This window comes from Microbacterium sp. 10L49 (genome assembly GCF_056395125.1).
Map to the genome: position 1 here is coordinate 958029 of NZ_JBFTIW010000003.1, position 20564 is coordinate 978592.

The window sequence follows — 20564 nt, forward strand, 5'->3', positions numbered from 1 at the left end:
CGGCAGCGTAGCGGCGTCACATCGTGCTGATCGATTGTTTCGGAGTGCGGGATGCGGCCGACGCTCGGCCCCTGAAGCGGAACCCGGGGAGAACGGCGGCGAGGCCCTGCGTAGGAACGCGGCCATGGGCGGCATGTACGGGCACGTGGAGACCAATGCGATCGTTCTGTGTCGCAAAGGTGAAGCAAAAAGCTCAATCAGTAGTCAGGATTGCTTGCGCTAATGATCTACAATTTGGCCCGGATCCCTCCGTAGGCGGATACTCGACCCGTCCCGGACGTCGATCCCGACCGGGTCCAACAATGAACTCGACCTCCTCCTCTCTGCCTGCGGTTTCCGACCGCAGCATCGCCATCGTCGGTGCCGGGCGGCTCGGAGGCGTGCTCGCGCGGGCGCTCACGGAGGCCGGGTTCTTCGTGAGCGGGCCGCTCGGTCGTGACGACTCCGTCCCCACGGTCGATATCGCGATCCTGTGCGTGCCCGACGCAGCGATCCACGTCGCCGCGGAAGCCGCGCGCCCGCACGCAGCGCTCGTCGGCCACGTCTCTGGGGCGACGGGGCTCGACGACGTCGACTTCAGCATCCACCCACTGCAGACCTTCACCGGATCGGAGCAACCCAGCGTCTTCCATGGCATCGGCGCCGCGATCGACGGGCGCGCGCCGGAGGCGCTTGCCACCGCGGAGAGCATTGCTCGCGCGCTCGGTGCGCAGCCGTTCCAGGTCGACGATGCGCACCGTGCCGGGTACCACGCGTCCGCCTCTATCGCCTCGAATCTGCTCCTCGCCGTGCTCGACGCGGCCGAGCGGGCCGCCGGATCTGCGGGGATCCCCTCGGGTGAGGCACGCGCGATCCTCGCGCCACTCGTGCGGCAGACCGTAGACAATTGGGCCGATCGCGGTGCCGCGGAGGCACTCACCGGCCCGATCGCCCGCGGTGACGATGTCACCGTCGCGCGGCAGCGGGCGGCCATCGCGGAGGGCAACCCGGAGCTGCTGGAGTTCGTCGACGCCCTGACTGCGCAGACCCGTGTGCTCGCCGATCCCGACGGTGGCACCGTTTCGTCTCGCTTCGCTCGCTCAACGACCATGGGCGTGCCCGGCGTCGGGCCCTCAACGCCCTCGGGTGCTGACCAGGGAACGTCCACGGACTCCGAAAGGACCCGCGCATGAGGATCATCCGCACCATCGCTGAGGTCCGCACGGCGGTGAGTGAGGCCAAGCGCAGCGGCAAGACCGTCGGACTCGTCCCGACCATGGGCGCCTTCCACGCCGGTCACCTGTCGTTGATGCAGGAGGCGCGGAAGAACAATGACCTCGTCGTCGTGTCGCTGTTCGTCAACCCGACGCAGTTCGGCCCGAACGAAGACCTCAGCCGTTACCCGCGCGACGAGGCCCGCGACGCGGCGATGGCCGAGGAGCAGGGCGCCGACATCCTGTTCGCGCCCGAGTCGGCGGAGATCTACCCCGACGGGTTCGCCACGACGATCCACATCGCCGGCATCACCGACGTGCTCGACGGCGCGAGCCGCGGGCCGCATCACTTCGACGGCGTCGCCACGGTCGTCGCGAAGCTGTTCGGCATCGTCGCCCCCGACGTCGCCTACTTCGGGCAGAAGGATGCGCAGCAGGTGCTCGTGGTGCGTCGCCTGGTGCGCGACCTGAACGTCGACGTGCGGATCGAGGCCTGCCCCATCGTGCGCGCGGCGGACGGGCTGGCCATGAGCTCGCGCAACGTCTACCTCGACCCCGAGGCGCGGCGGCGGGCGGCCGCGCTGAACCGCGCGCTCGATGCGGCGCAGACCCTCGCGGACACGGGGGAGCTCGACGCCGGCACCCTCACCGCCGCCGCCGGTGCGATCCTCGCCGACGCCGAGATCGAGCCCGAGTATCTCGAGCTCCGCGACGCCGAAACCCTGAGCCCCGTCATCCGCCTCGACGGCGAGGCGCTGCTCGCGGTCGCCGCGAACGTCGGCGCCGCCCGCCTGATCGACAACCACATCCTCCGCTCTGCCGACAGGAGAGGCGACGTCTGATGCGACGCACCATGCTGAAGTCGAAGATCCACCGCGCGACGATCACCGGATCCGACCTGCACTACGTCGGATCCATCACGATCGATCCCGACCTGCTGGAGGCGGCCGACATCCTCCCGCACGAGCAGGTGCACGTCGTCGACGTCGACAACGGATCCCGCTTCGAGACGTACACGATCGCGGGAGAGCGCGGATCCGGAGTGATCCAGGTCAACGGCGCCGCCGCCCGACTCGTGCACACGGGCGACACCGTGATCGTCATCTCGTACGCCGACTACTCCGCCGAAGACCTCGCCGACTACGCGCCGACCGTGGTGCATGTCGACCGGGCGAACGCGATCATCCAGGTCGACTCCGCCGTGGACCAACTGCTGACGGGAATCGCACGATGAGCGCGCATGCCGCACCCAGCCGCCGGCTCACGCTGAGCGACCTCGCCGCGAAGAAGGCCGCGGGCGAGCCGATCGTCATGGTCACCGCGTACGACCACCCCGGCGCGCAGATCGTCGAGGCGGCCGGCGTCGACATCGTGCTCGTGGGCGACTCCGCCGCGATGACGGTGCTCGGCTACGACAGCACGGTGCCGGTCTCGGTCGACGAGATGATCATGCTCACCAAGGCGGTTCGACGCGGCCTCACGAAGCCGCTGCTCGTCGCGGATCTGCCGTTCGGGTCGTACGAGACCTCCGACGCGCAGGCGCTCGCCACGGCCCAGCGCTTCGTGAAGGAGACCGGCTGCGACCTCGTCAAGATCGAGCGCGGCGGCACCTCGGTGCAGCGCGCGCGGGCGCTGGTGGAGGCCGGGATCCCCGTCGTCGGCCATGTCGGGCTCACCCCGCAGACGGCGACGTCGCTCGGTGGCTACCGCGCGCAGGGCCGCACGGCTGATGCGGCGCTGTCGCTCATCGACGACGCCCTCGCCTTGCAGGACGCGGGCTGCGCGCTGCTCGTGGTCGAGGCCGTGCCGAGCGACGTCACCGCCGCGCTCATGCCGCTCATCGACATCCCGGTGATCGGGATCGGAGCCGGATCCGACACCGACGGGCAGGTGCTCGTTTTCCATGACCTGCTGGGGATCTACGACGGCGGCGCGGCGAAGTTCGTCAAGCGGTACGCGGACCTGCGCACCGCGGCGATCGACGGTGTGACGGCCTACGCCGACGAGGTGCGCGACCGCGCGTACCCGGCGCCGGAGCACACCTACTCGATGCCTGCCGAGGAGGCCGCCCGGCTGCGCGAGCTGCTCGCGGCGCGGTGACGAAGCCGGGCTGACCCGTGCAGTCCGCCGAGCTGATGGTCGTGCGCCAGGCTCGGAGATGTGCACGATCTTCGGAGGAACGTGCCGGATCCGTCCGAAGATCGTGCACAAATCCGAGGCGCCCGTGCACCGGTGGGCGCCTCGCTAGCGGGTGGCGAGCGCGCCGGTGCCCTCGGCGAGCACCACGGCCCCGAGGCCGATCACCACGATCGAGGCCGCGATCCCGATGATCCGGGTGGCGCGCGGTCTGATCAGGTGGCCGAACGCGGCGCCCGCGCCGGCGAGCAGGAGTTGCCATGCGAACGAGGCGATCCCGGCGGCAGCCACGAAGACCACCGGCCCCGCCGCCGAGGTGCTGCGCGCCGTGACCGCGCCGCCGAGCGCGATGAAGTAGATCAGCGTCATCGGGTTGATCGCAGTGAGGCAGAAGAGTCGGACGAAGGCGCGCAGTGCGGAGATCCTGCCGACCTCAGGCGCATCGGATCCTGGATCCCGCCGGATCCGCAGCAGCTGCAGGATCCCGATCCCGACGACGAGGACCCCGGAGGCGATCAGGAACGGGCCGCGGAAGCCCTCGATCGCGGAGGCGAGGAGAGCCCCTGTCGCGGTGGCGATCGCGCAGTAGAGCAGGTCGACCGTCGCGACACCGGCGGCCGCGGCGGCGCCGACCCGGAAGCCGTTCACGATGCCCTCGCGCAGCAGCAGAGCGCCGATCGCACCGAGCGGCATCGCCACGCCGAGCCCGGCCAACGCGCCGGCCGCCGCGGGCACCCACAATCCGTCCATGGAGCCCAGTGTGGCGGGAGCGTCGTGGCTGAACAGGGATTCTCGCTGTCTTACGACTACTCTGACCAGCATGGACGCGCTTGACGAGCAGATCATCGGTCTTCTTCAAGAGAATGCACGCCGATCGTTCAGTGACCTCGGGCGCACGATCGGGCTCAGCACCAACGCCACCGCGGCGCGCGTGCGACGCCTCGAGGAGAGCGGCATCATCCTCGGCTACACGATCCGCACCGGCAGCGATGCCCCCGATCCGCGGGGCGGGCTGGAGGTGTTCATCGACGTGCGCCTGGACGAGGCGACCGATTTCGACGTGTTCGCGGAGCGCGTCGGGTCGATCGGCGAGATCGTCGACGCCGTGCACATGACCGGCCCTTACGACGGGATGGTGCGCGCGTTCACCCGCGATACCGCGTCGCTCGATCGCCTGCTGCGGCGGCTGAAGAAGGAGTGCGGCGCCGCGCAGACGCAGACCCGCGTGGCTCTGCGCTCGCGCTGAGGCTCGCGCTGACCGGGCGCTGCGGTCGCTCGAGGCGCGATCGGCAGGGAGGAGGGCGGTGCCGGTGGGGAGGCAGGCCTCGCCGCGATTTCAGATCAGCCGGCGCAGCGCTTCCTCGAGTGTCACGCCCTGCGCGTCGGCACGGTCGCGAAGGCGGGCGTGCTCCTCGGCGCTGAGCGTCACCCGCAGCTCGATCGGGGTCGCGTCGGCGGGGAGGTCGAGCCCGTCGAGCAGATCCGACGCCTCGGCCCAGAGTGCGGGCGCCGGAGTGGCGGAAGAGGCGACGACAGGGAGGGAGAAGGATCCGGCGACAGGGGCCGCATCGCGAGCCTCCGGAACAGCAGCCGTGGCAGGCGTCGGCGCCGAGGTCACAGCCTCCGCAAGGCCGCCGGTGAACCCCGGGCCGCGGTCCGGATCCTGCTTGCGCTGATAGGCGGTCGCGGCGGCGTTCGCGCGCTGATCCGCGGCCTCGTTGAGGGGGTGTCCGGCGTGGCCCTTGACCCAGGTGAACGACACGTCGCGGCCGCGCAGCGCCTCGTCGATCCCCTCGAGCAGGTCGCGGTTGAGCACCGGCCCGCCGTCGGACTTGCGCCAGCCCTTGCGCTTCCAGCCCGGCATCCACTTGGTCACGGAGTCGATCACGTACCGGCTGTCGCACTCGATCACGAGCTTCTCGCCGGCCGCGCCCACGGTCGCCTGCAGCAGCTCGAGCACGGCCCGCAGCTCGCCCTGATTGTTCGTGCCGTGCGGGGATCCGCCGGCGGCCCAGTTCTCGTCATCGATGTACCAGGCCCAGCCATTGGGGCCGGGGTTTCCCAGGGCGGATCCGTCTGCCGCGGCGGTGATCGTCATCCCTCAACCGTAGGGCGTGGCGGGTGGTGGGCCGGGCGTGGCGGGCGGTCTGGGCGGGCGCGGCTCGTGCCCGTCGGACCTCACTGGAGGGCGCCGCCTGGCGGACTCGTCCAACTTGCGTTCCCAATTCAGGACGAATTCTCGAGTTCGGCGTGTTTTGGTGCTTCCGTGGGACCTCCGGACGAATTCCTCCTGAATTGAGCGCATCGGAATCGTCGCTGCTCTGCGCGCTACTCAGGCTGGAGCTTCGGAAATCGCCGGATCGGGCCCCTTTCACCGCGTCACAGCGAGATCCAGCCTGAGTTGTGCACGGCAGGCGGCGGGTCTCTGTGAAGCAGCTTCGGATCCGGATCCAGTCTTCCCTTCCGATACATAGCGACATATCGTTGACTATCGCTCGACAGGACTCGGACCTGAGGAGGTCGTCATGGACAACAGCTACGCATCGCACGGTTTCGGCGGAATGGGCTTCGGCGCCAGCGGAGGACGAGGCTTCGGCGGCCGCCCTGGCATGAACCCGACCGCAGGGCTCTGGGAGGCCATGGAGCACCTGCGCTCCGCTTTCGACCAGCGCCCGTCCACCCCGCGCATGGCCCGCGGAGATGTGCGCGCCGCCGTGCTCGCGCTGCTCGCCGAGCAGCCCATGCACGGCTACCAGATCATCCAGGAGATCGAGGAGCGCAGCGGCGGCTCGTGGAAGCCGAGTGCCGGATCCGTCTATCCCACGCTGCAGCTGCTCGCGGACGAAGGGCTCATCGAAGCGGCCGAGCAGGGTGGGCGCAAGACCTACTCGCTCACCGAGGCCGGCCGTGCGGTCGCGGACGAGGCCGGCACGCCGCCGTGGGAGAGCTCCGGCGCCCGCGCGGGTTCGGCATCGTTCGGAGCACTGCCCAAGGCGGGCGTCGACCTCGCGGGCGCCGCGGCCCAGGTCGCACGCACGGGCACTCCGGAACAGGTGCAGCAGGCCATCGAGGTGCTCGACGAGGCCCGACGCAAGCTGTACGCGATCCTCGCCGACTGATGGCGGCCGGCGACACCGACGACTGGTTCCTGAGTCAGAGCCCGGACCAGGCGCCCGCCGCGACGGCTTCCGCGCCTGCAGCGGAGGCCGCGCGACCGGACGCGTCCGCGGCGCGCCCGGATTCGGTGCCCACGTCTGCCGGGCCGGCCGCGCCCGTGCGGGCGACGCCTGCATCCCCCGGGCGACCGACCCCGGACACGGTGCAGGCTTCCGATGTGAGCGCGTCCCCGCGCACCGCGGTCGAGGCCGGTCCTCCGCTGCGCGCCAGGTACCGGCGGATCCTCGGGTTCGCCGCGCGCGTGCTCGTGCAGACGTGGTGGTTCGAACTCGCGTTGCCGCGGATCGGCTTCGCGCGCGTGGCGGAGCAATCACGCGAACGCCGGATGCGGGTGCTCGCCCAGCGGTTCCACGCGCTCGCGGTCGAACTGGGCGGGCTGATGATCAAGGTCGGCCAGTTCATGTCCTCGCGCCTGGACGTGCTGCCGCCCGAGATCACGAAGGAGCTCGAGGGCCTGCAGGATGAGGTCCCGCCCGTCCCGATCGCCGAGATCCGCGCGCTCGCCGAGGCCGAACTCGGTGTGCCGCTCGCCCGTGCCTTCGCCTCGTTCGACGACACCCCGCTCGCCGCGGCTTCGCTCGGGCAGGCTCATCGCGCCCGGCTGTCCGACCTGGACGCCGCCGACGCCGGGTTCGCCGACGTCGTGGTCAAGGTGCAGCGCCCCGGCATCGACCAGGTGGTCGCGACGGACCTCGCCGCATTGCGCCGCGTCGCAGGCTGGCTGCGACGCATCAGGTTCATCGCCGACCGGGTCGACACGCCCGCGCTCGTCGAGGAGTTCGCGCAGACCAGCCTCGAGGAGATCGACTACCTCCACGAGGCCTCGGCCGCGGAGCGGTTCGCCGAGAACTTCGCCCACGACCCGCGGGTCGACGCGCCGCTCGTGGCCTGGGAGCGCACCACGCGTCGCGTGCTCACGCTCTCCGATGTCACCGCGATCAAGATCAACGACGTCGACGCCCTGCGCGCGGCCGGCATCGACCCCGCCGACGTCGCCCGCGTGTTCGCCGAGGTCATGTTCGACCAGCTCTTCACGCACGGATTCGTGCACGCGGATCCGCATCCGGGGAACATCTTCGTCACCCCGCACCGGGCGGGCGGCGTGGGGATGCCCGGCGCTTCGACGGGCTCAGCGGCCGGCCCGGCTCCGGCGACCGGCGCCGCGCACCCGGCCTGGCGGCTCACGTTCATCGACTTCGGCATGATGGCGGAGGTGCCCGAGGGGATCCGGCACGGGCTGCGCACGCTGTTCATCGCCGCCGCCTCCCGCGACGGAAAGGGCATGGTCGCCGCCGCGCAGGAGATCGGCGTGCTCATGCCCTCCGCCGAGAACCGCGAGCTGGAGCGGGCCCTCACCGCCCTCTTCGCCCGCTTCGGCGGCATGGGCTTCGCCGAACTGCGTGACGTGGATCCGCGGGAGTTCCAGGGCTTCGCCGAGGAGTTCGGCGACACCATGCGCTCGCTGCCGGTGCAGCTGCCGGAGGGGCTCCTCCTGCTCATCCGCGCCGTCTCGCTCACCTCGGGCATGTGCAGCGGACTGGATCCGCAGTTCAACATCTGGGAGTCGATCGAGCCCTACGCCACCCGGCTGCTGGCGGACGAGAGCGGCAACCTCGTGCGGGACGTCGCGCAGCAGGCCGTCGCGAACGCCGCCACCCTCTGGCGGCTGCCGAAGCGGATCGATGACATCATCACCCGGGTCGACGAGGGATCCGTCACATTCGACACGTCGCGCATCGAGCGCCGGCTCGACCGCATCGACGGGCTGATCCGCCGCGGCATCTCGGGGCTGCTCTTCGCCGCGCTGCTCATCGGCGGGGCACTCGTGCTCGCCGTGAACCCGGTGCTCGGAATCGTGCTGATGAGCGTCTCGGCGCTGCCCCTGCTGCACGCGCTGTTCGCCGGTCTGTTCCGGCGCGGACCGCGGTAGCTCGGCCCGCACGGACGACGAAGGGGCGCACGACCGGATCTTCGGTCCTGCGCCCCTCGTCGTGCTGCGGTCAGTTCTGGTCGAGCCCGGTGCGACGTCGTGCGAGCAGCAGCACGCCGACGGCGATCACGAGGGCGCCTGCGACGCCGAGCGCGATGGGCGCGTCGGATCCGGTGGTCGCGAGGCCGCTCGAACCAGCCGAACCGGATCCCGCCGAACCTGCATCGGCGTCGGATCCGCCCGACCCCGCACCGGATCCGGTTCCGCCGCCGGATCCGGCATCGCCGCCGCCGGCCGCCGCGACCGTGAACGACGCGGATGCGAGGGTCGTGCCGTTGAACGACACGGTCACGGTGTGCGCCCCCGAGGGCAGCGACGTGGGCAGCGCGGCCTGCAGCGTGAACGCGCCGGCCCCGTCGGTCGAGCCGGTGCCGAGGGTGACGGGGTCGGAGTGCACCACGACCACGAAGCCTGCCGCGTCGGCGGCGAGGTCGGACGCGGTGACGGTGACGGATCCGCCCGGGCGGAAGTCGCCGGTGATCGCGACCGAGCCGCGCGTCGCGGTGGGATCCGCCACGGTGACCGTCGTGGCGGCGGAGGCGGTGGATCCGATCGCGTTGTGCGCGGTGATCGTGAGTGCGTACGAGCCCGGAGCGACGTCATCGAACGTGAACGACGTGGCGCGCGCGTCGACCTCGGCCGCCCGGTTCGCGCCGAGGGCAACGGTGTAGCCGGTGAGAGCGGATCCGCCGTCGGCCGGCGCCGACCAGGAGACCTCGACGTGGGAGCCTGCGGGCGAGGCGCCGCCGACGACCGCTGCCGGAGCGGCCGGCGCGGCGGGCGCGGTCGGAGCCGGGGTCACGTGCCGCAGGCGGTACTCGGTCATGTAGGCGAGCTTGCCGGGCTTGGCATCGGAGTAGGGCTTGGCGAGCTTGGCCCACTCGCCCTTGCCCTCGGCCTTGCCGTCGTTCCAGGCGCTCAGCACGCTGAGGTCGCCCGCGGTGTAGCCGGACTGCGGGTCGACGACGGTGCCGGCGCCGAGCGCGACCTGCGCCTGGGTGAGCTGCTTCACGAGCGCAAGGGATCCAGCCCAGTCGTCCTGGTCCCAGTCCGCGACGGGGATGCCGGGCTCCGACCGCAGCCAGGTGCCCCAGTAGAACTCCTGGAACGGTACGGCGCCGTCGGCGGAGTAGCCGATGTCGCGCGCGAAATAGAGGATGCTGCGGAAGCGGTCGTCCTCGAAGTTCGACAGGCCCACATTCGACGGCAGCTGGGCCGGGGTGATCGCGTCGCCGTTCACATCGCGCAGCCAGGTCCACTTGTTCGCCTGCATCGCGGCCCAGAAGTCCGCGTCGGACAGGCCGGACAGGTTGCCGAGCACGCGCAGCCGCACGTGCACGTCGGGACCGCTGTTCTCCTGGAACGAGGTGAGGGTGTGGTGTCCGTCGGTGAGGTACAGCACGCCGCCGGGTCCGATGACGACCGTCTTCATGGGCTCGATCGTGTCGGCGGTCTCGCTGCCGATCGGCACCGTGCAGGTGAAGGTGGACGGATCCGTCAGCGTCGCGTTCGGCTGTGCGCTCGCAACGTCCTGCTGGCCGTTCGCCTCGCACCAGTCGGCGAACTTCTTGTTGATCGCGTCCTTCGAGAGTTCCGCGTCGTAGCGGCCGAGCTTGTAGTAGACCTCGTCGTAGCCCAGCGAGGGCTGGGTCGGGTGCACGTCGCCGATGCGGACGTCGAGCAGCTCGCCAACCGGTGCGCACAGATCACGGGTGTCGCCGACGGCGCAGGACGCGTCCTTGACGTCGGTCGGCGCGTCGGCGGCGGAGGCGGGCGTCGCGGCGAGGACGGATCCGCCGAGGGCGAGGAACGAGGCGAGCGCGACGGCGAGCGTGCGACGCGAGCGGAGCAGGGGCACGGGGGTCTCCAGGGATGCGTGGTCGGTGCGGATCCGCGATCCGGACGTCAGTCATCCACGTGCGGGATCCGATTCGACCCTGGCCAGCCCAGGCGGACGCGGGGTTGCGGAGGGATGAACAGTCGGTGACACCGGCCTCTCCGCGCGTCACCGCCCTCCCGCGGATCGTCGCCTGCCGTCGGTCAGGCGGACCGGCGAACGCGCAGCACGAGCGCGATCAGCGACAGCACGATGACGAAGACGCCATACCCGAGGCACACCGTGCCGAGTCCGAGCGGGGCGACCAGCACCCCCGCGATGACCGCGGGCACACCGAAGGCGAGGTAGGCGAGCAGATACAGCACGGCGAACGCGTCGGCGCGCTGGGTCGCCGGAATCTTCGGGGCGAGGGATCCGACGACGCCGAAGAATGCGGTGCCGAAGCCCATGCCCGTCACCGCGGCGGCCACGAGGTAGGCCGCGAGCGAGCCGATCCCGAGTGCCAGCAGCGAGAGGGCGGTGCCCGCGGCCAGCGCGGCGGTGCCGAAGATCACGATGGTGCGCGCGCTGCGGCGCCGGATCGCGAAGGCTGTGATGGCGCCCACCCCCGCCAGGAGGGCGACGGCGAGGCCCTGCCAGAGGTGCGCGGTGCCGCCGAGCTCGCCGTGGACGATCGTCGCCCCGAGCGAGAGGAACAGGCCCCCTGTGGCCCACCCGGCGATGACGGCGGGTGCCGCCCGCCAGAACTCGGCGCGGATCTCCGCCGGAACCGACAGACGGAAACGCAGCGATGCCCAGGCTCTGGGCAGCCGCGGCGCGGTCTCCGGCGCGATGAGCACGAGGCCCGCGATCACGACGTAGATCACGGCGAGCGGAAGGAAGATGTCGCGCAGCGCGTCCGGGGTGGTGTCCAGAGCGAGGGCCGCGATCAGCGCGCCCGAGGCCAGGCCGATCCCGGGGCTGAGGGCGTTCCAGAGTGCGGCGGCGCCGGGGCGCGCGGGCGGAGCGAGGTCGAGCACGGTCGCCGAGAGCGCCGAGATGAGCAGCCCGCTCGCGATGCCCTGCAGGATCCGAGCGAGGACGAGCAACGTCACGGATCCGGCGTTGCCGAACAGCACCATGCTGGCGGCGAGCAGGACGAGGCCCGCGATGATCACCGGGCGCCGCCCGACGTGATCCGAGAGCGACCCCGCCGAGAGCAGCGTGAGGAGCAGGGCGAGCGCATACACGGCGAACACAGCCGTGATCACGATCGCGTCGAAACCGAGGTGCTGCGCGAGTACGGGATAGAACGGCGACGGTGCGCTGGCTCCTGCCATCATCAGGATCTGCGCGACGATGCCGAGCGCGAACCCGAAGCGCGTGCGTGCGGAGCGCACGGGCAGGGCGGCGGACGCCCCGATCCGAGGCGTCGCGATCGGCTGCGTGGTCATGGCGTCTCCTCATCCGTTCGAGAATTCTCGAACGTTGTGCACATTACTCGTCCGCCGATGAATGTTCAAGTATTATCGAACTATGCCTGGCGCTGTCGACCTCCCGCATCCGGAACGCTCCCAGATCGAGCTGACCGCGGTGCTCTTCGCGCTGAGCGATCCGGAACGCCTGTCCATCGCGCGCCAGCTCGTCGATGGACCGCTCGACATGGCGGCGTGCCATGCGACGGATCCCGACCTGCCGAAGTCGACCAAGTCGCATTTCATGAAGGTGCTGCGCGAGGCGGGGGTGATCCGCAACGAGCCCAACGGGCGACGGCGCATCCTCACCCTGCGCCGTGACGACCTGGACGCGAAGTTTCCCGGCCTGCTCGATGCCGTGCTGGGGTCGACCGAGAGCTGAGCCGGGGCGGGATCCGTATCGCGCTGTTCCCAGCGGTCGATCGCAACGGCGTATCCGGACCCTGAGCCCGTCGAAGGGCCCGGATCCAAGGGCCGGACGCATCGACGGGCTCAGCGGCTGGCGTTCAGCCCCGGGCGATCTCCTGCACGGTCGTGCGCGTGGATCCGGTCGCGTCGGTGGTCTCGTACAGCACCGGCATCCCCGGATGGGCGAGCGCGAACCAGAACACGGCGACGACGCCGTCGTCGTCGTTCACGTCGTACCTCAGGCACTCGAGCTGGCCGAGTGGGTGCTCGATCGTCTCGGTGACCACTGTGGTGCGGTTGGCGGGGAAGGCGGCGTGCTCCTGCAGGTCCCGCCAGCTCACGCGTTTCGAGACGGCCGCCTCGACGTCATCGAGAGGGTGGGTCGTCAGCAGGGCTCCGACGTCATCCCCGTCGGCGAAGCGGTTGATCCGCTCGGACCGGGCGCCGCCGGCCTCCTCGTCGAGGATCCGGATCGTGGCCCCGCCTCGCAGTGCCTCGCGGATCTCGTCGGCCGTGAACGGCGTCGGCAGCAGACCCTCGGCGATGACGTGCGGATCCGGTTCGCTCATGCGGTCAGGATAGGCCCGGTCGCTGGCAGGATGTCGGCATGACGACGCTCCGCGACATCGCGCGCTGGCGGCTCCGCTCCCAGCTGCTCGACGCTCCCGCGGGCGCCGCCGAGGACGTCGTACGGACCATGCTCGCGGTGCAGGCGGAGAACCCCGCTCAATCCGCCTGGGCGGTCGCCGCACGCACGGCCTCTCCTCGCGTCGGCGACCTCGCCGGGGCGCTGTCCGATGCCAGGGTCGTGCGCACGCACGTGCTGCGCCCGACATGGCACTACGTGCATGCGGACGACGTGCGCTGGTTGATCGAGCTCACCGCGCCCCGCGTGCTGCCGGTGTTCGATCAGCAGCTGCGACCCTCTGCGGACCGCATGGTCGCACTCACCGACGCGATCGCGCATGCGGTCGCCGGGGGAACCGGCCTCACGCGCCCCGAGATCGCGATCGCGCTCGCCGAGGCCGGGCTCGACCTGCCCTCCTCTCAGCTCACGCTGCTGCTGGGCCGGCTCGAGCTGCAGCTGCTGCTCACCAGCGGCGTTCCCCGCGACGGCCAGCACACCTACGCCCTCCTCGCTGAGCGCGTGCATTCGGCCGAGACCGTCGATCGAGACGAGGCGCTCGCCAACCTGGCACTCCGCTATCTCGGCGCCCACGGCCCAGCCACGGACCGCGACCTCGCGTACTGGGCGACGCTCACCCTGACCGATGCCCGGCGGGGGATTGCAGCGGTCGCCGACCGGCTGGAGTCGTTCGATCACGACGATCGCACCTACTGGCACCACGCGGGCGGGTATGGCGCCGAGACCACGAGTTCGCGAGGTCGCGGTGCCGCGCACCTCCTGCAGATCCTCGACGAGATGTACCGGGGCTATCAGGACTCGCGCTGGGCGCTCGACTCCGAGGGCATCGTGCCCCGCGACCGCGAGGCCTCGATGGGCATGGTGCTGTGCGATGGCCAGCTCGTGGCCGGCATGCGGCGGAGCCTCGACAAACGTCGCGCGGTCTTCGCTCTTGCGCCCTATCGCCCGCTCACTGCCCGCGAGCGTGCCGAGATCGAGAAGGCCGCCGCACGCTGCGCGGCGTTCCTCGGGGTGGAGCCGGTGGTCGAGTTCGCGTCGGCGTGATCGGCGGACGCCACATCGAATCACGCCGACCGACCCGGCTCTGGTTAGGATCGGTCCGCGGATCGAGCCTTCGGGTCGAGATCCCGTCAACATGCCGACGAACCGCGTCCGCATCGACCAGAGGAGAGTGACGGATGATGAAGCGGGCCGCCACTGCGTTCATGCTCGGCGTTCTCATCGTCCTGCTCGGCGGCTGCGCCGGGCTCGGACCGTCCGACGCCCAGCTTGCGGAGAAGTACAAGGACGCCGTCACGTCCTTGCCCCACGTGGAGAGCGTGGACAGCAGCTACAAGACGGTCGTCGGAATGGGCCGGACGGGGTTCGTGCATATCACCGCGGACACCAGTGACGACGGGGAACTGCTCGCTCTGCTGAAGCAGGCCTTCCCGGCGGTCGTGCGCGCGGCGGAGAACGACCCCGAGATCGGTCTGGAGATTCTGGTCGTCGCGTCCGACGGCAGCGGCGGCTATGGGCCGGAAGCCCTCGGATACTCCGGCGTGGGCACGCTCACGAGCTACCGCGACTTCCTGAAATCTCATCCGGACCTGTGAGTGGAGAAATCCTGCACTTTGCCACGAACGACCGGCAGGGAGGTTGAGGACCATGAGCTCCGACGACTCCGACCGTGATCGACGGGACCAGCGCACCCGCGACGAGCACCGCGCAGCTCGTGTCCGCGGCGAACGCAGATATCTCAGCCGCACCGTCGAGGGCGAGCTCTACAGCTATGCCGCTGACGAGTTCGGCGTTGTCGGCGGCCCCATGGGCGGGAACATCCAGGTCAGGACACTGCCCGGGTTCGTCGTTGTGATGTCGCTGGGGTGGCTCTTCGTGCTGGGCACTCTCTTCGAGACCTTCGTGTACGCGCCGTTCGTGCAGCCTGGGGACGGCCGCCCAGCGTGGCCCGTTCTCATCGCCACCGGGGTGGCCGGCCTCGTCGCCTGGGCCGGCACCCACTACGTCGCTACGGAGCTCCGCGCCCGCAAGGTGCGCCGGGCGCGCGGGATCCCGGAGCCTCGCGCCGGCAGCACGAGCTCATGACTCCTCGCTGATTTCGGGAGCCTCTTGACACCCGGATCCGACCATCGTAATCTACAACCAAATGGTTGTACGAGATGAACTGAGCGATGAACAGACCGACCGTGTGTTCCAGGCCCTGGCGGCGAGCACGCGGCGCGACATCCTGCGCCGCACGATCACCCAGGAGCAGACCGTCTCCGAGCTCGCCCGCGACTACGACATGTCGTTCGCGGCGGTGCAGAAGCACGTGGCGGTGCTCGAGGCGGCCGAACTCATCGTCAAGCGCGCCGAGGGACGCGAGCGGCTGGTCCGCGCGAATCCCGAGATGATCGCGCGCGCTCGGGCTCTGCTCGCCCGCTACGAGGACCTGTGGCGCAGCCGCATCGCGCGCCTCGACGATCTGCTCGCCGAACCGGTTGCTGCGCCTGGCGAAGCATCCGACCCCGACCGCAATACCGATCCCGGATCCGCGCCGCGCGGATCCAGCACCACCTGACCGACACAGAAGGAGAGTGACATGCCTGTCACCGACGTGATCACCGATCCCGAGAATCTGACGCTGACGATCCTCGCCGACTTCGCCGCTCCGGTGGAGCGGGTGTGGGCGGCGTACTCCGACCCGCGCCAGCTGGAGCGCTTCTGGGGCCCGCCCGGATGGCCGGCGACCTTCACCGAGTTCGACCACACGGTCGGCGGCTTCGCGCAGTACCACCTCGACGGTCCGCGCGGAGAGAAGTCGTCGGGGCGATGGGAGTTCACCCGCATCGAGGCGCCGGCGCTGTTCGAGGTGCTCGACTCTTTCGTCGACGAATCCGGGCAGCCGATCGACGGGTTCCCGGCGATGCGGATGACGCTGGCGTTCTCGCCGACCGCCGACGGCACCCGCATGACCGGCACCAGCCACTTCGACTCGGCGGAGGCGCTCGAGCAGGTCGTCGCGATGGGCGTGATCGAGGGCACGAAGGCCGCGATGGGCCAGCTCGACACGGTGCTGCAGGACCTGCGCGACTACGCGCAGGGCAAGGGCACGCGGGTGGAGCTGCTCGACGACACGCACGTGCGGATCACGCGGCTCGTCGAAGGGCCGAAGGATCTGGTCTGGCGTGCGCACAACGAGCCCGAGCTCATGAAGCAGTGGCTGCTGGGACCGGACGGGTGGGAGATGACCGAGTGCGTGATCGCCACGGAGTCGGGTCAGGCGTACCGCTACTCCTGGGCTCCGGTCGGCGACACCGCGGGTCAGGCGTTCGGCTTCGAGGGGGAGGCGCTGCTCGTCGACGCCACGCGCCGCGCCGTGACCACGGAGAAGATGCAGGGCACCGACGGGCCCGTGACGCTGAACGACCTCAGCTTCTACGAGGAGGACGGCGCCACGCTGATCACCCTCCTCGTCGAGTACCCCGACGTCGAGACCCGCGACATGATCCTGGCCACCGGCATGGTCGACGGCATGGAGGCCTCGTACGCCCGCATGGAGGACCTGGTCCTGGTCTGACGCGCGTTCGCATCGCGAGAGATCCCGGTCGTCCCTCCCGCCTGGGAGCGGATCCGACCGGGATCTCTTGCGCGCCGGCTTGCCGCGAGGCGGAGGCGGGCTTCGACGGCTCCCGCGACACGGTACCGTCGAGGGATGTCCGCCTTCGTGGTGAAGATCCTCCTCGTGCTGGCCGTCCTGATCCTGGTGGCGGCCGCCGTGTCGAGGATGCGAGGGCGTCGATCCGTGGGGCCCGTGCGGCAGCGCATGCCCAAGCTCGTCCTGGTCGTGGGCGCGCTGTTCGTCGCGGTCGGCGGGTTGATGGCGCTGGCCTCCTTCACGGAGAAGAACACCGACGGCATGCTGTGGCCCATGCGCATCGCGTCGCTCGTGATCGGCCTCGGCGGCGTGGCGTTCCTAGTGATGTACCGCAACTTCTACGTCGAACCGCGCGTCGACGAGGTCGCGTTCCGCACGATCTGGGGGCGCGAGGCCGTCATCGCCTATTCCGACATCGTCGACTACTACGTGCGCGCCTCCGGCGGGCAGCTGCAGCTCACCGTGCGTGCGGCGTCCGGCCCGCGGCTGCGCCTGAATCCGCGCATCTACGATCTCTCGCCGCTGCTGCGCGCGAACGAGTTCCGGCAGCACAACGGGCGCTGGCCGCTGCGCGGCGAGCTGCACGGCGGAACCGGCACCGTCTCGCGCTGACGCGGCCTGTCGCCATCCGGATCCTGACACTTCCTGACCGCGAGACTGCATCTCGGCGACGAGACTGCAGTCCATGCGTGCAGTCTCGTAGCGCAGATGCAGTCTCGCGGTTCGGCGCGAGGACGACGTCGGCGGGGCGTGGTTCGATGGCGGCATGGACACCTCGCTCGGGCTGCGCAACGAGACGCGCACGGTGTGGGCGACGGCGCTGTGCTTCGCCCTCGGCACGATCGCGGGGCTCGTGGTGCTGCAGGGACCGCCGCGGCCGCTGACCGGCCCCGGATCGTTGAGCCAGCCCGTCGCGGTGATCGCCGGCGTCGTCGCGGCAGCCGCATTCGTCGTGAGCACGGTGCAGCATCGCCGCGGTGAGACGGATCCGATGCCGCCATGGCAGACGACGGCGTCGCACGTCTCCGCCGTCGCACTGACCGTGGCCTTCGCGGCGGTGACCGCGTTCGGGGTGCTGCTGGGCGGCGTCGTTTTCGGGGCCGGGCTGCACGACTTCACGGCCCCGTCTCTGGGCGGCGCCCTCGTCGCGGGCGTCGCGGCGGCGATCGGCGGGCGGTTCTCCTACACCGCCGGCGTCGGGATCCGCACGCGGGATCTGGCGACGCTGCTGTTCGGATTCCTCACGATCGGCACGCTGTTCGCGATGGCGACCGCATCGGATCCGCTGTGGTGGCAGCAGAACTTCTCACAGCTCGGTCTCGGCCTGCGCGGCTGGGCGTTCAACGGAACGCTGGTCGTGGCGGGGCTGCTGTTCGCCACGGTCGGCGCCTACATCGGCCGCGACCTGCACCGGCTGCGCGGCGACAGCGCGCTGCGCGGGATCGCCGCGGTCGTCGCGCTCTGGGGTGCCACCGGGGCCGCGCTGGCGGTCGTGGGGTTCGTGCCGATCGAACTGAACCGCGTGGTGCACTGGATCGCGGCCATCGGCACACTCGTGCTGTTCGGGGTCGCCGCGCTGCTCTCGACGCGGGTGCTGCCCGGTCCGCCGCGCGCGCTCCTGATCGCGACCGTGGGCCTCGGCGTGCTCATGGTGGCGGCGGTGCTGCTGCACTGGCCGATGGGGCTGTACTCCTCCGCGGGGCTTGAGGCGATCGCGGTGGGGCTGGGCCTGGTCTGGATGACCACCTTCGTGCGCGTGCTCGCCGTGCTGGTGCCGGACGTACCGCGGGTCTCCGCCCGGTCGTCGCTTCTGCGCGGCTGAGGCGGCGAGGCACCGGCCGGCGCGGGCCGTCGAGAGTGCTCACAGGGTAGAGCGGCGGATCCGCTCCCGCGCCGGCGGGCGCACAATGGACGCATGGGCATGTTCACGCAGAAGCCGGAAGAGCCGAGCGAGTGGGCGGCGCTGCCCGGGGAGCTGTTCGACCGCGATGAGGCGGATCTGCTCCCCGCGCAGCCGACGGCGGATCCGTTCGGGCTCGGCCTCGGCACGCCGACGTCCGCGGCGAGCGTGGCGATCCCGCTGCCGCCCGCGGAGCCGAGCGCAGCCGGCGGCGAGTCCGGGGCTGAGCCCACGCGCTGAGCGACGTCGTCCGTCCTCAGGCGGCGTCGCCCGCCTCGGGAAGGTGCACCCGGGCCCCGGTGCGATCGAACAGGCTGAGGATCTCCGCGGGCCCGTCGCCCGTGGCGCCGAACCAGTGCGGCGTGCGGGTGTCGAAGTCGGCGACCTCGCCCGGTCCGAGAACGAGGTCCCGTTGGCCTACGATGAGGCGGATGCGCCCGCTGAGGACGTAGATCCACTCGGATCCGTCATGCGTGCGCCGTTCGCCGGGGTCCGTCTCGAGGGGCATCACGATCTTCCACGCCTGCACGCCGCCGGGGTTGCGGCTCAGCGGGATCACGATGCGCCCGTTCCTGCGCCGCGGCCGCAACTGCACGCGCGGATCCCCGAACTCGGGGGCGCCGACGAGGTCGTCCAGGCTCATCCCGTACACCCGGGCGAGGGGGAAGAGCAGCTCGAGGCTGGGGCGCCGCAAGCCGCTCTCGAGCCGCGACACGGTGCTGGCCGAGGTGCCGGCGAGCTCCGCCACCTCTGCGAGGGTGAGGCCTCGGTTCGTCCGGATGCGCTGCAGGCGCGGTCCGATCCCGTCCAGCGCGGCGGCGAGGTCTGCGTTCGTGTCCACAGAGACAAGAACACCAGGGGTTTGCGGTTTCTGCAAGAAGGATTGCCAGATCGCACAATCCGACGCGAACCTTTACGTATGACCCCAGAACAGTTCGACACCGCGATCGTCGGAGGCGGAGCCGCCGGGCTGAGCGCCGCGCTCGTCCTCGCCCGCTCCCGCCGCTCCGTCGTGCTCCTCGACGGCGGCGCACCCCGCAACGCGCCCGCGGCCCACATGCATGGCTTCCTCTCGCGCGACGGCTTCCCGCCGTCGCAGCTGCTGGAGATCGGACGCGAGGAGATCGCGTCCTACGGTGCACGCCTGGTCCGGCATCCCGTGGTGTCGGCGCGCGGCGATGTCGAGGACGGATTCGTCCTCACGACCGACGACGGAGCCGAGTTCGCCGCTCGCAGCATCATCCTGGCGACGGGCCTCGAGGACGTGCTTCCTGACATCCCGGGAGCCCGCCAAGCCTGGGGGCGGTTCCTGCTGCACTGCCCCTACTGCCACGGCTACGAGGTCGGGGATCGCTCCCTGGCCGTCTACGGCGGCGTTCCGGGCGCCGTCGCGCAGGCGCTGCTCATCCGGCAGTGGTCGGCCGATCTCACGTACTTCACGAACGGCAGCGCGCTCACGGACGACGATGCGCAGCTGCTCCATATCCGGGGCATCCGCGTGCAGCACGGTCGGATCGCGGAGCTCGTCCTCGACGGCGGGCGGTTCGGCGGCGTGAGGCTCGACAGCGGTGACATCGTCCCGGTCGACGCGGTGTTCCTCCGGCCGGAGTCCCGCCCCCGCACCGACCTCGTCGTGGCTCTCGGCGGTTCCGTCGACGGCGCGGGCTTCGCGCATGTCGATGCGTCGGGGCGCACCTCCGTACCCGGAGTCCGGGTCACCGGCAACCTGGTGGATCCGCGCGCGCAGGTGATCACCGCCGCGGGGCACGCCAACGCGGTCGCGATGGACGTCAACGCCGATCTCGTCGACGACGACATCCGCGCCGAACGACGGATGCCCCCACTGCGCAGAGAGATGAGCAACGCATGACGCACACGTCCGCCCCCACTGCCCCGACCGCCCCTGCGACGCCGAGGCCGCCGAGCCAGCACACGCTCGCGCTCATGATCTGGATCGCCGTGACGCCGACCCTGCTGGCGATCAACCTGCTGCTCGGCCCGCTGATGACCGGGATCCCCGTGGTCCCGCGCACGATCATCACCGTGACGATCGCCGTTCCCATCGTGATCTACGGGCTCATGCCCTTGCTGCACCGGATCCGCCGTCGCTGGGCGATGTCCCGCAGGTTCTAGGGGCGGCTGTCCGGGAGACGGCGCGCTCGACGTGAGCAACCGCCCTTCCCCGG

Annotated in this window: 24 protein-coding genes; 18 read left to right on the forward strand and 6 right to left on the reverse strand. The window is 70.7% G+C overall.

The annotated features are described in order from the left end of the window. Positions 1 to 302 precede the first annotated feature (302 nt). From AC1DCT_RS12310 to panB, 4 genes are read left to right on the forward strand one after another with little or no spacing between them, the layout of a single operon-like run. Positions 303 to 1172 carry a DUF2520 domain-containing protein gene (locus AC1DCT_RS12310; RefSeq protein ID WP_477429493.1) on the forward strand — a complete coding sequence of 290 codons (870 nt, stop codon included), beginning with the start codon at positions 303 to 305 and terminating at the stop codon, positions 1170 to 1172. Beyond that, positions 1169 to 2035 (forward strand): pantoate--beta-alanine ligase, encoded by an 867-nt coding sequence (panC, locus tag AC1DCT_RS12315; RefSeq protein ID WP_477429495.1) that lies wholly within the window; start codon positions 1169 to 1171, stop codon positions 2033 to 2035. Before AC1DCT_RS12310 ends, panC begins: the two co-directional genes overlap by 4 nt. Next, a complete protein-coding gene (gene panD, locus AC1DCT_RS12320) occupies positions 2035 to 2427 on the forward strand; it encodes an aspartate 1-decarboxylase (RefSeq protein WP_477429497.1) in 393 nt (130 codons plus the stop codon). Before panC ends, panD begins: the two co-directional genes overlap by 1 nt. Beyond that, a complete protein-coding gene (gene panB, locus AC1DCT_RS12325; RefSeq protein WP_477429499.1) occupies positions 2424 to 3293 on the forward strand; it encodes a 3-methyl-2-oxobutanoate hydroxymethyltransferase in 870 nt (289 codons plus the stop codon). The genes panD and panB overlap by 4 nt, the downstream gene beginning before the upstream one ends. A gap of 144 nt (positions 3294 to 3437) precedes the next feature. Here panB and AC1DCT_RS12330 read toward each other — a convergent pair whose 3' ends face one another. Beyond that, on the reverse strand, positions 3438 to 4079 hold the full coding sequence (locus AC1DCT_RS12330) for a LysE family transporter (RefSeq protein WP_477429501.1): 642 nt from the start codon (positions 4077 to 4079) through the stop codon (positions 3438 to 3440). Between the two features lie 70 nt (positions 4080 to 4149). On the opposite strand from AC1DCT_RS12330, the gene AC1DCT_RS12335 reads away from it, so the two are divergent. Further along, complete coding sequence (locus AC1DCT_RS12335) at positions 4150 to 4575, forward strand: Lrp/AsnC family transcriptional regulator (protein WP_477429503.1); 426 nt, start codon at positions 4150 to 4152, stop codon at positions 4573 to 4575. A 90-nt stretch (positions 4576 to 4665) separates the two neighbouring features. Here AC1DCT_RS12335 and AC1DCT_RS12340 read toward each other — a convergent pair whose 3' ends face one another. Beyond that, positions 4666 to 5427 carry a ribonuclease H family protein gene (locus AC1DCT_RS12340; protein WP_477429505.1) on the reverse strand — a complete coding sequence of 254 codons (762 nt, stop codon included), beginning with the start codon at positions 5425 to 5427 and terminating at the stop codon, positions 4666 to 4668. Positions 5428 to 5854: 427 nt separating this feature from the next. On the opposite strand from AC1DCT_RS12340, the gene AC1DCT_RS12345 reads away from it, so the two are divergent. Both AC1DCT_RS12345 and AC1DCT_RS12350 read left to right on the forward strand, forming a co-directional pair. Continuing rightward, entirely contained in the window at positions 5855 to 6448 is a 594-nt protein-coding gene (locus AC1DCT_RS12345; protein ID WP_440732959.1) for a PadR family transcriptional regulator, read from the forward strand. Between the two features lie 215 nt (positions 6449 to 6663). Continuing rightward, on the forward strand, positions 6664 to 8436 hold the full coding sequence (locus AC1DCT_RS12350; protein ID WP_477429507.1) for an ABC1 kinase family protein: 1773 nt from the start codon (positions 6664 to 6666) through the stop codon (positions 8434 to 8436). Positions 8437 to 8506: 70 nt separating this feature from the next. On the opposite strand, the gene AC1DCT_RS12355 is transcribed toward AC1DCT_RS12350, so the two are convergent. Together AC1DCT_RS12355 and AC1DCT_RS12360 are read right to left on the reverse strand one after the other, a co-directional pair. Beyond that, positions 8507 to 10354, reverse strand: coding sequence for a ParB-like protein (locus AC1DCT_RS12355; RefSeq protein WP_477429509.1), 1848 nt, complete (start codon positions 10352 to 10354; stop codon positions 8507 to 8509). 182 nt (positions 10355 to 10536) lie between these two features. Then, complete coding sequence (locus AC1DCT_RS12360; RefSeq protein WP_477429510.1) at positions 10537 to 11766, reverse strand: MFS transporter; 1230 nt, start codon at positions 11764 to 11766, stop codon at positions 10537 to 10539. An 82-nt stretch (positions 11767 to 11848) separates the two neighbouring features. Here AC1DCT_RS12360 and AC1DCT_RS12365 point away from each other — a divergent pair, with 82 nt between their 5' ends. Next, complete coding sequence (locus AC1DCT_RS12365; RefSeq protein WP_440732963.1) at positions 11849 to 12169, forward strand: ArsR/SmtB family transcription factor; 321 nt, start codon at positions 11849 to 11851, stop codon at positions 12167 to 12169. A gap of 124 nt (positions 12170 to 12293) precedes the next feature. Here AC1DCT_RS12365 and AC1DCT_RS12370 read toward each other — a convergent pair whose 3' ends face one another. Next, the gene (locus AC1DCT_RS12370; protein WP_441977473.1) at positions 12294 to 12764 is read right to left on the reverse strand and encodes a hypothetical protein; all 471 of its coding nucleotides are present in this window, start codon (positions 12762 to 12764) and stop codon (positions 12294 to 12296) included. A 38-nt stretch (positions 12765 to 12802) separates the two neighbouring features. On the opposite strand from AC1DCT_RS12370, the gene AC1DCT_RS12375 reads away from it, so the two are divergent. The 8 genes from AC1DCT_RS12375 (at position 12803) to AC1DCT_RS12410 (ending at position 18618) form a co-directional block, all read left to right on the forward strand. Next, positions 12803 to 13885 (forward strand): winged helix DNA-binding domain-containing protein, encoded by a 1083-nt coding sequence (locus AC1DCT_RS12375; RefSeq protein WP_477429512.1) that lies wholly within the window; start codon positions 12803 to 12805, stop codon positions 13883 to 13885. A gap of 134 nt (positions 13886 to 14019) precedes the next feature. Continuing rightward, positions 14020 to 14436 carry a hypothetical protein gene (locus AC1DCT_RS12380; protein WP_477429514.1) on the forward strand — a complete coding sequence of 139 codons (417 nt, stop codon included), beginning with the start codon at positions 14020 to 14022 and terminating at the stop codon, positions 14434 to 14436. 52 nt (positions 14437 to 14488) lie between these two features. After that, positions 14489 to 14926, forward strand: coding sequence for a hypothetical protein (locus tag AC1DCT_RS12385; RefSeq protein ID WP_477429516.1), 438 nt, complete (start codon positions 14489 to 14491; stop codon positions 14924 to 14926). Positions 14927 to 14987: 61 nt separating this feature from the next. After that, positions 14988 to 15401, forward strand: a complete 414-nt coding sequence (locus AC1DCT_RS12390) for an ArsR/SmtB family transcription factor (protein WP_477429518.1) — start codon at positions 14988 to 14990, stop codon at positions 15399 to 15401. Positions 15402 to 15422: 21 nt separating this feature from the next. Beyond that, positions 15423 to 16400, forward strand: a complete 978-nt coding sequence (locus AC1DCT_RS12395; protein ID WP_477429520.1) for an SRPBCC family protein — start codon at positions 15423 to 15425, stop codon at positions 16398 to 16400. 135 nt (positions 16401 to 16535) lie between these two features. Further along, positions 16536 to 17090 carry a hypothetical protein gene (locus AC1DCT_RS12400; RefSeq protein WP_441977464.1) on the forward strand — a complete coding sequence of 185 codons (555 nt, stop codon included), beginning with the start codon at positions 16536 to 16538 and terminating at the stop codon, positions 17088 to 17090. Between the two features lie 154 nt (positions 17091 to 17244). Next, positions 17245 to 18300 (forward strand): DUF998 domain-containing protein, encoded by a 1056-nt coding sequence (locus AC1DCT_RS12405; RefSeq protein ID WP_477429522.1) that lies wholly within the window; start codon positions 17245 to 17247, stop codon positions 18298 to 18300. A 93-nt stretch (positions 18301 to 18393) separates the two neighbouring features. Then, the gene (locus AC1DCT_RS12410; protein ID WP_441977462.1) at positions 18394 to 18618 is read left to right on the forward strand and encodes a hypothetical protein; all 225 of its coding nucleotides are present in this window, start codon (positions 18394 to 18396) and stop codon (positions 18616 to 18618) included. Positions 18619 to 18634: 16 nt separating this feature from the next. Here the strand turns inward: AC1DCT_RS12410 and AC1DCT_RS12415 are convergent, their stop codons facing one another. Then, the gene (locus AC1DCT_RS12415) at positions 18635 to 19219 is read right to left on the reverse strand and encodes a helix-turn-helix domain-containing protein (protein ID WP_441977461.1); all 585 of its coding nucleotides are present in this window, start codon (positions 19217 to 19219) and stop codon (positions 18635 to 18637) included. Between the two features lie 78 nt (positions 19220 to 19297). On the opposite strand from AC1DCT_RS12415, the gene AC1DCT_RS12420 reads away from it, so the two are divergent. Both AC1DCT_RS12420 and AC1DCT_RS12425 read left to right on the forward strand, forming a co-directional pair. After that, the gene (locus AC1DCT_RS12420) at positions 19298 to 20248 is read left to right on the forward strand and encodes an NAD(P)/FAD-dependent oxidoreductase (RefSeq protein ID WP_441977460.1); all 951 of its coding nucleotides are present in this window, start codon (positions 19298 to 19300) and stop codon (positions 20246 to 20248) included. After that, on the forward strand, positions 20245 to 20511 hold the full coding sequence (locus AC1DCT_RS12425; protein ID WP_477429524.1) for a hypothetical protein: 267 nt from the start codon (positions 20245 to 20247) through the stop codon (positions 20509 to 20511). Before AC1DCT_RS12420 ends, AC1DCT_RS12425 begins: the two co-directional genes overlap by 4 nt. Positions 20512 to 20564: the final 53 nt, after the last annotated feature.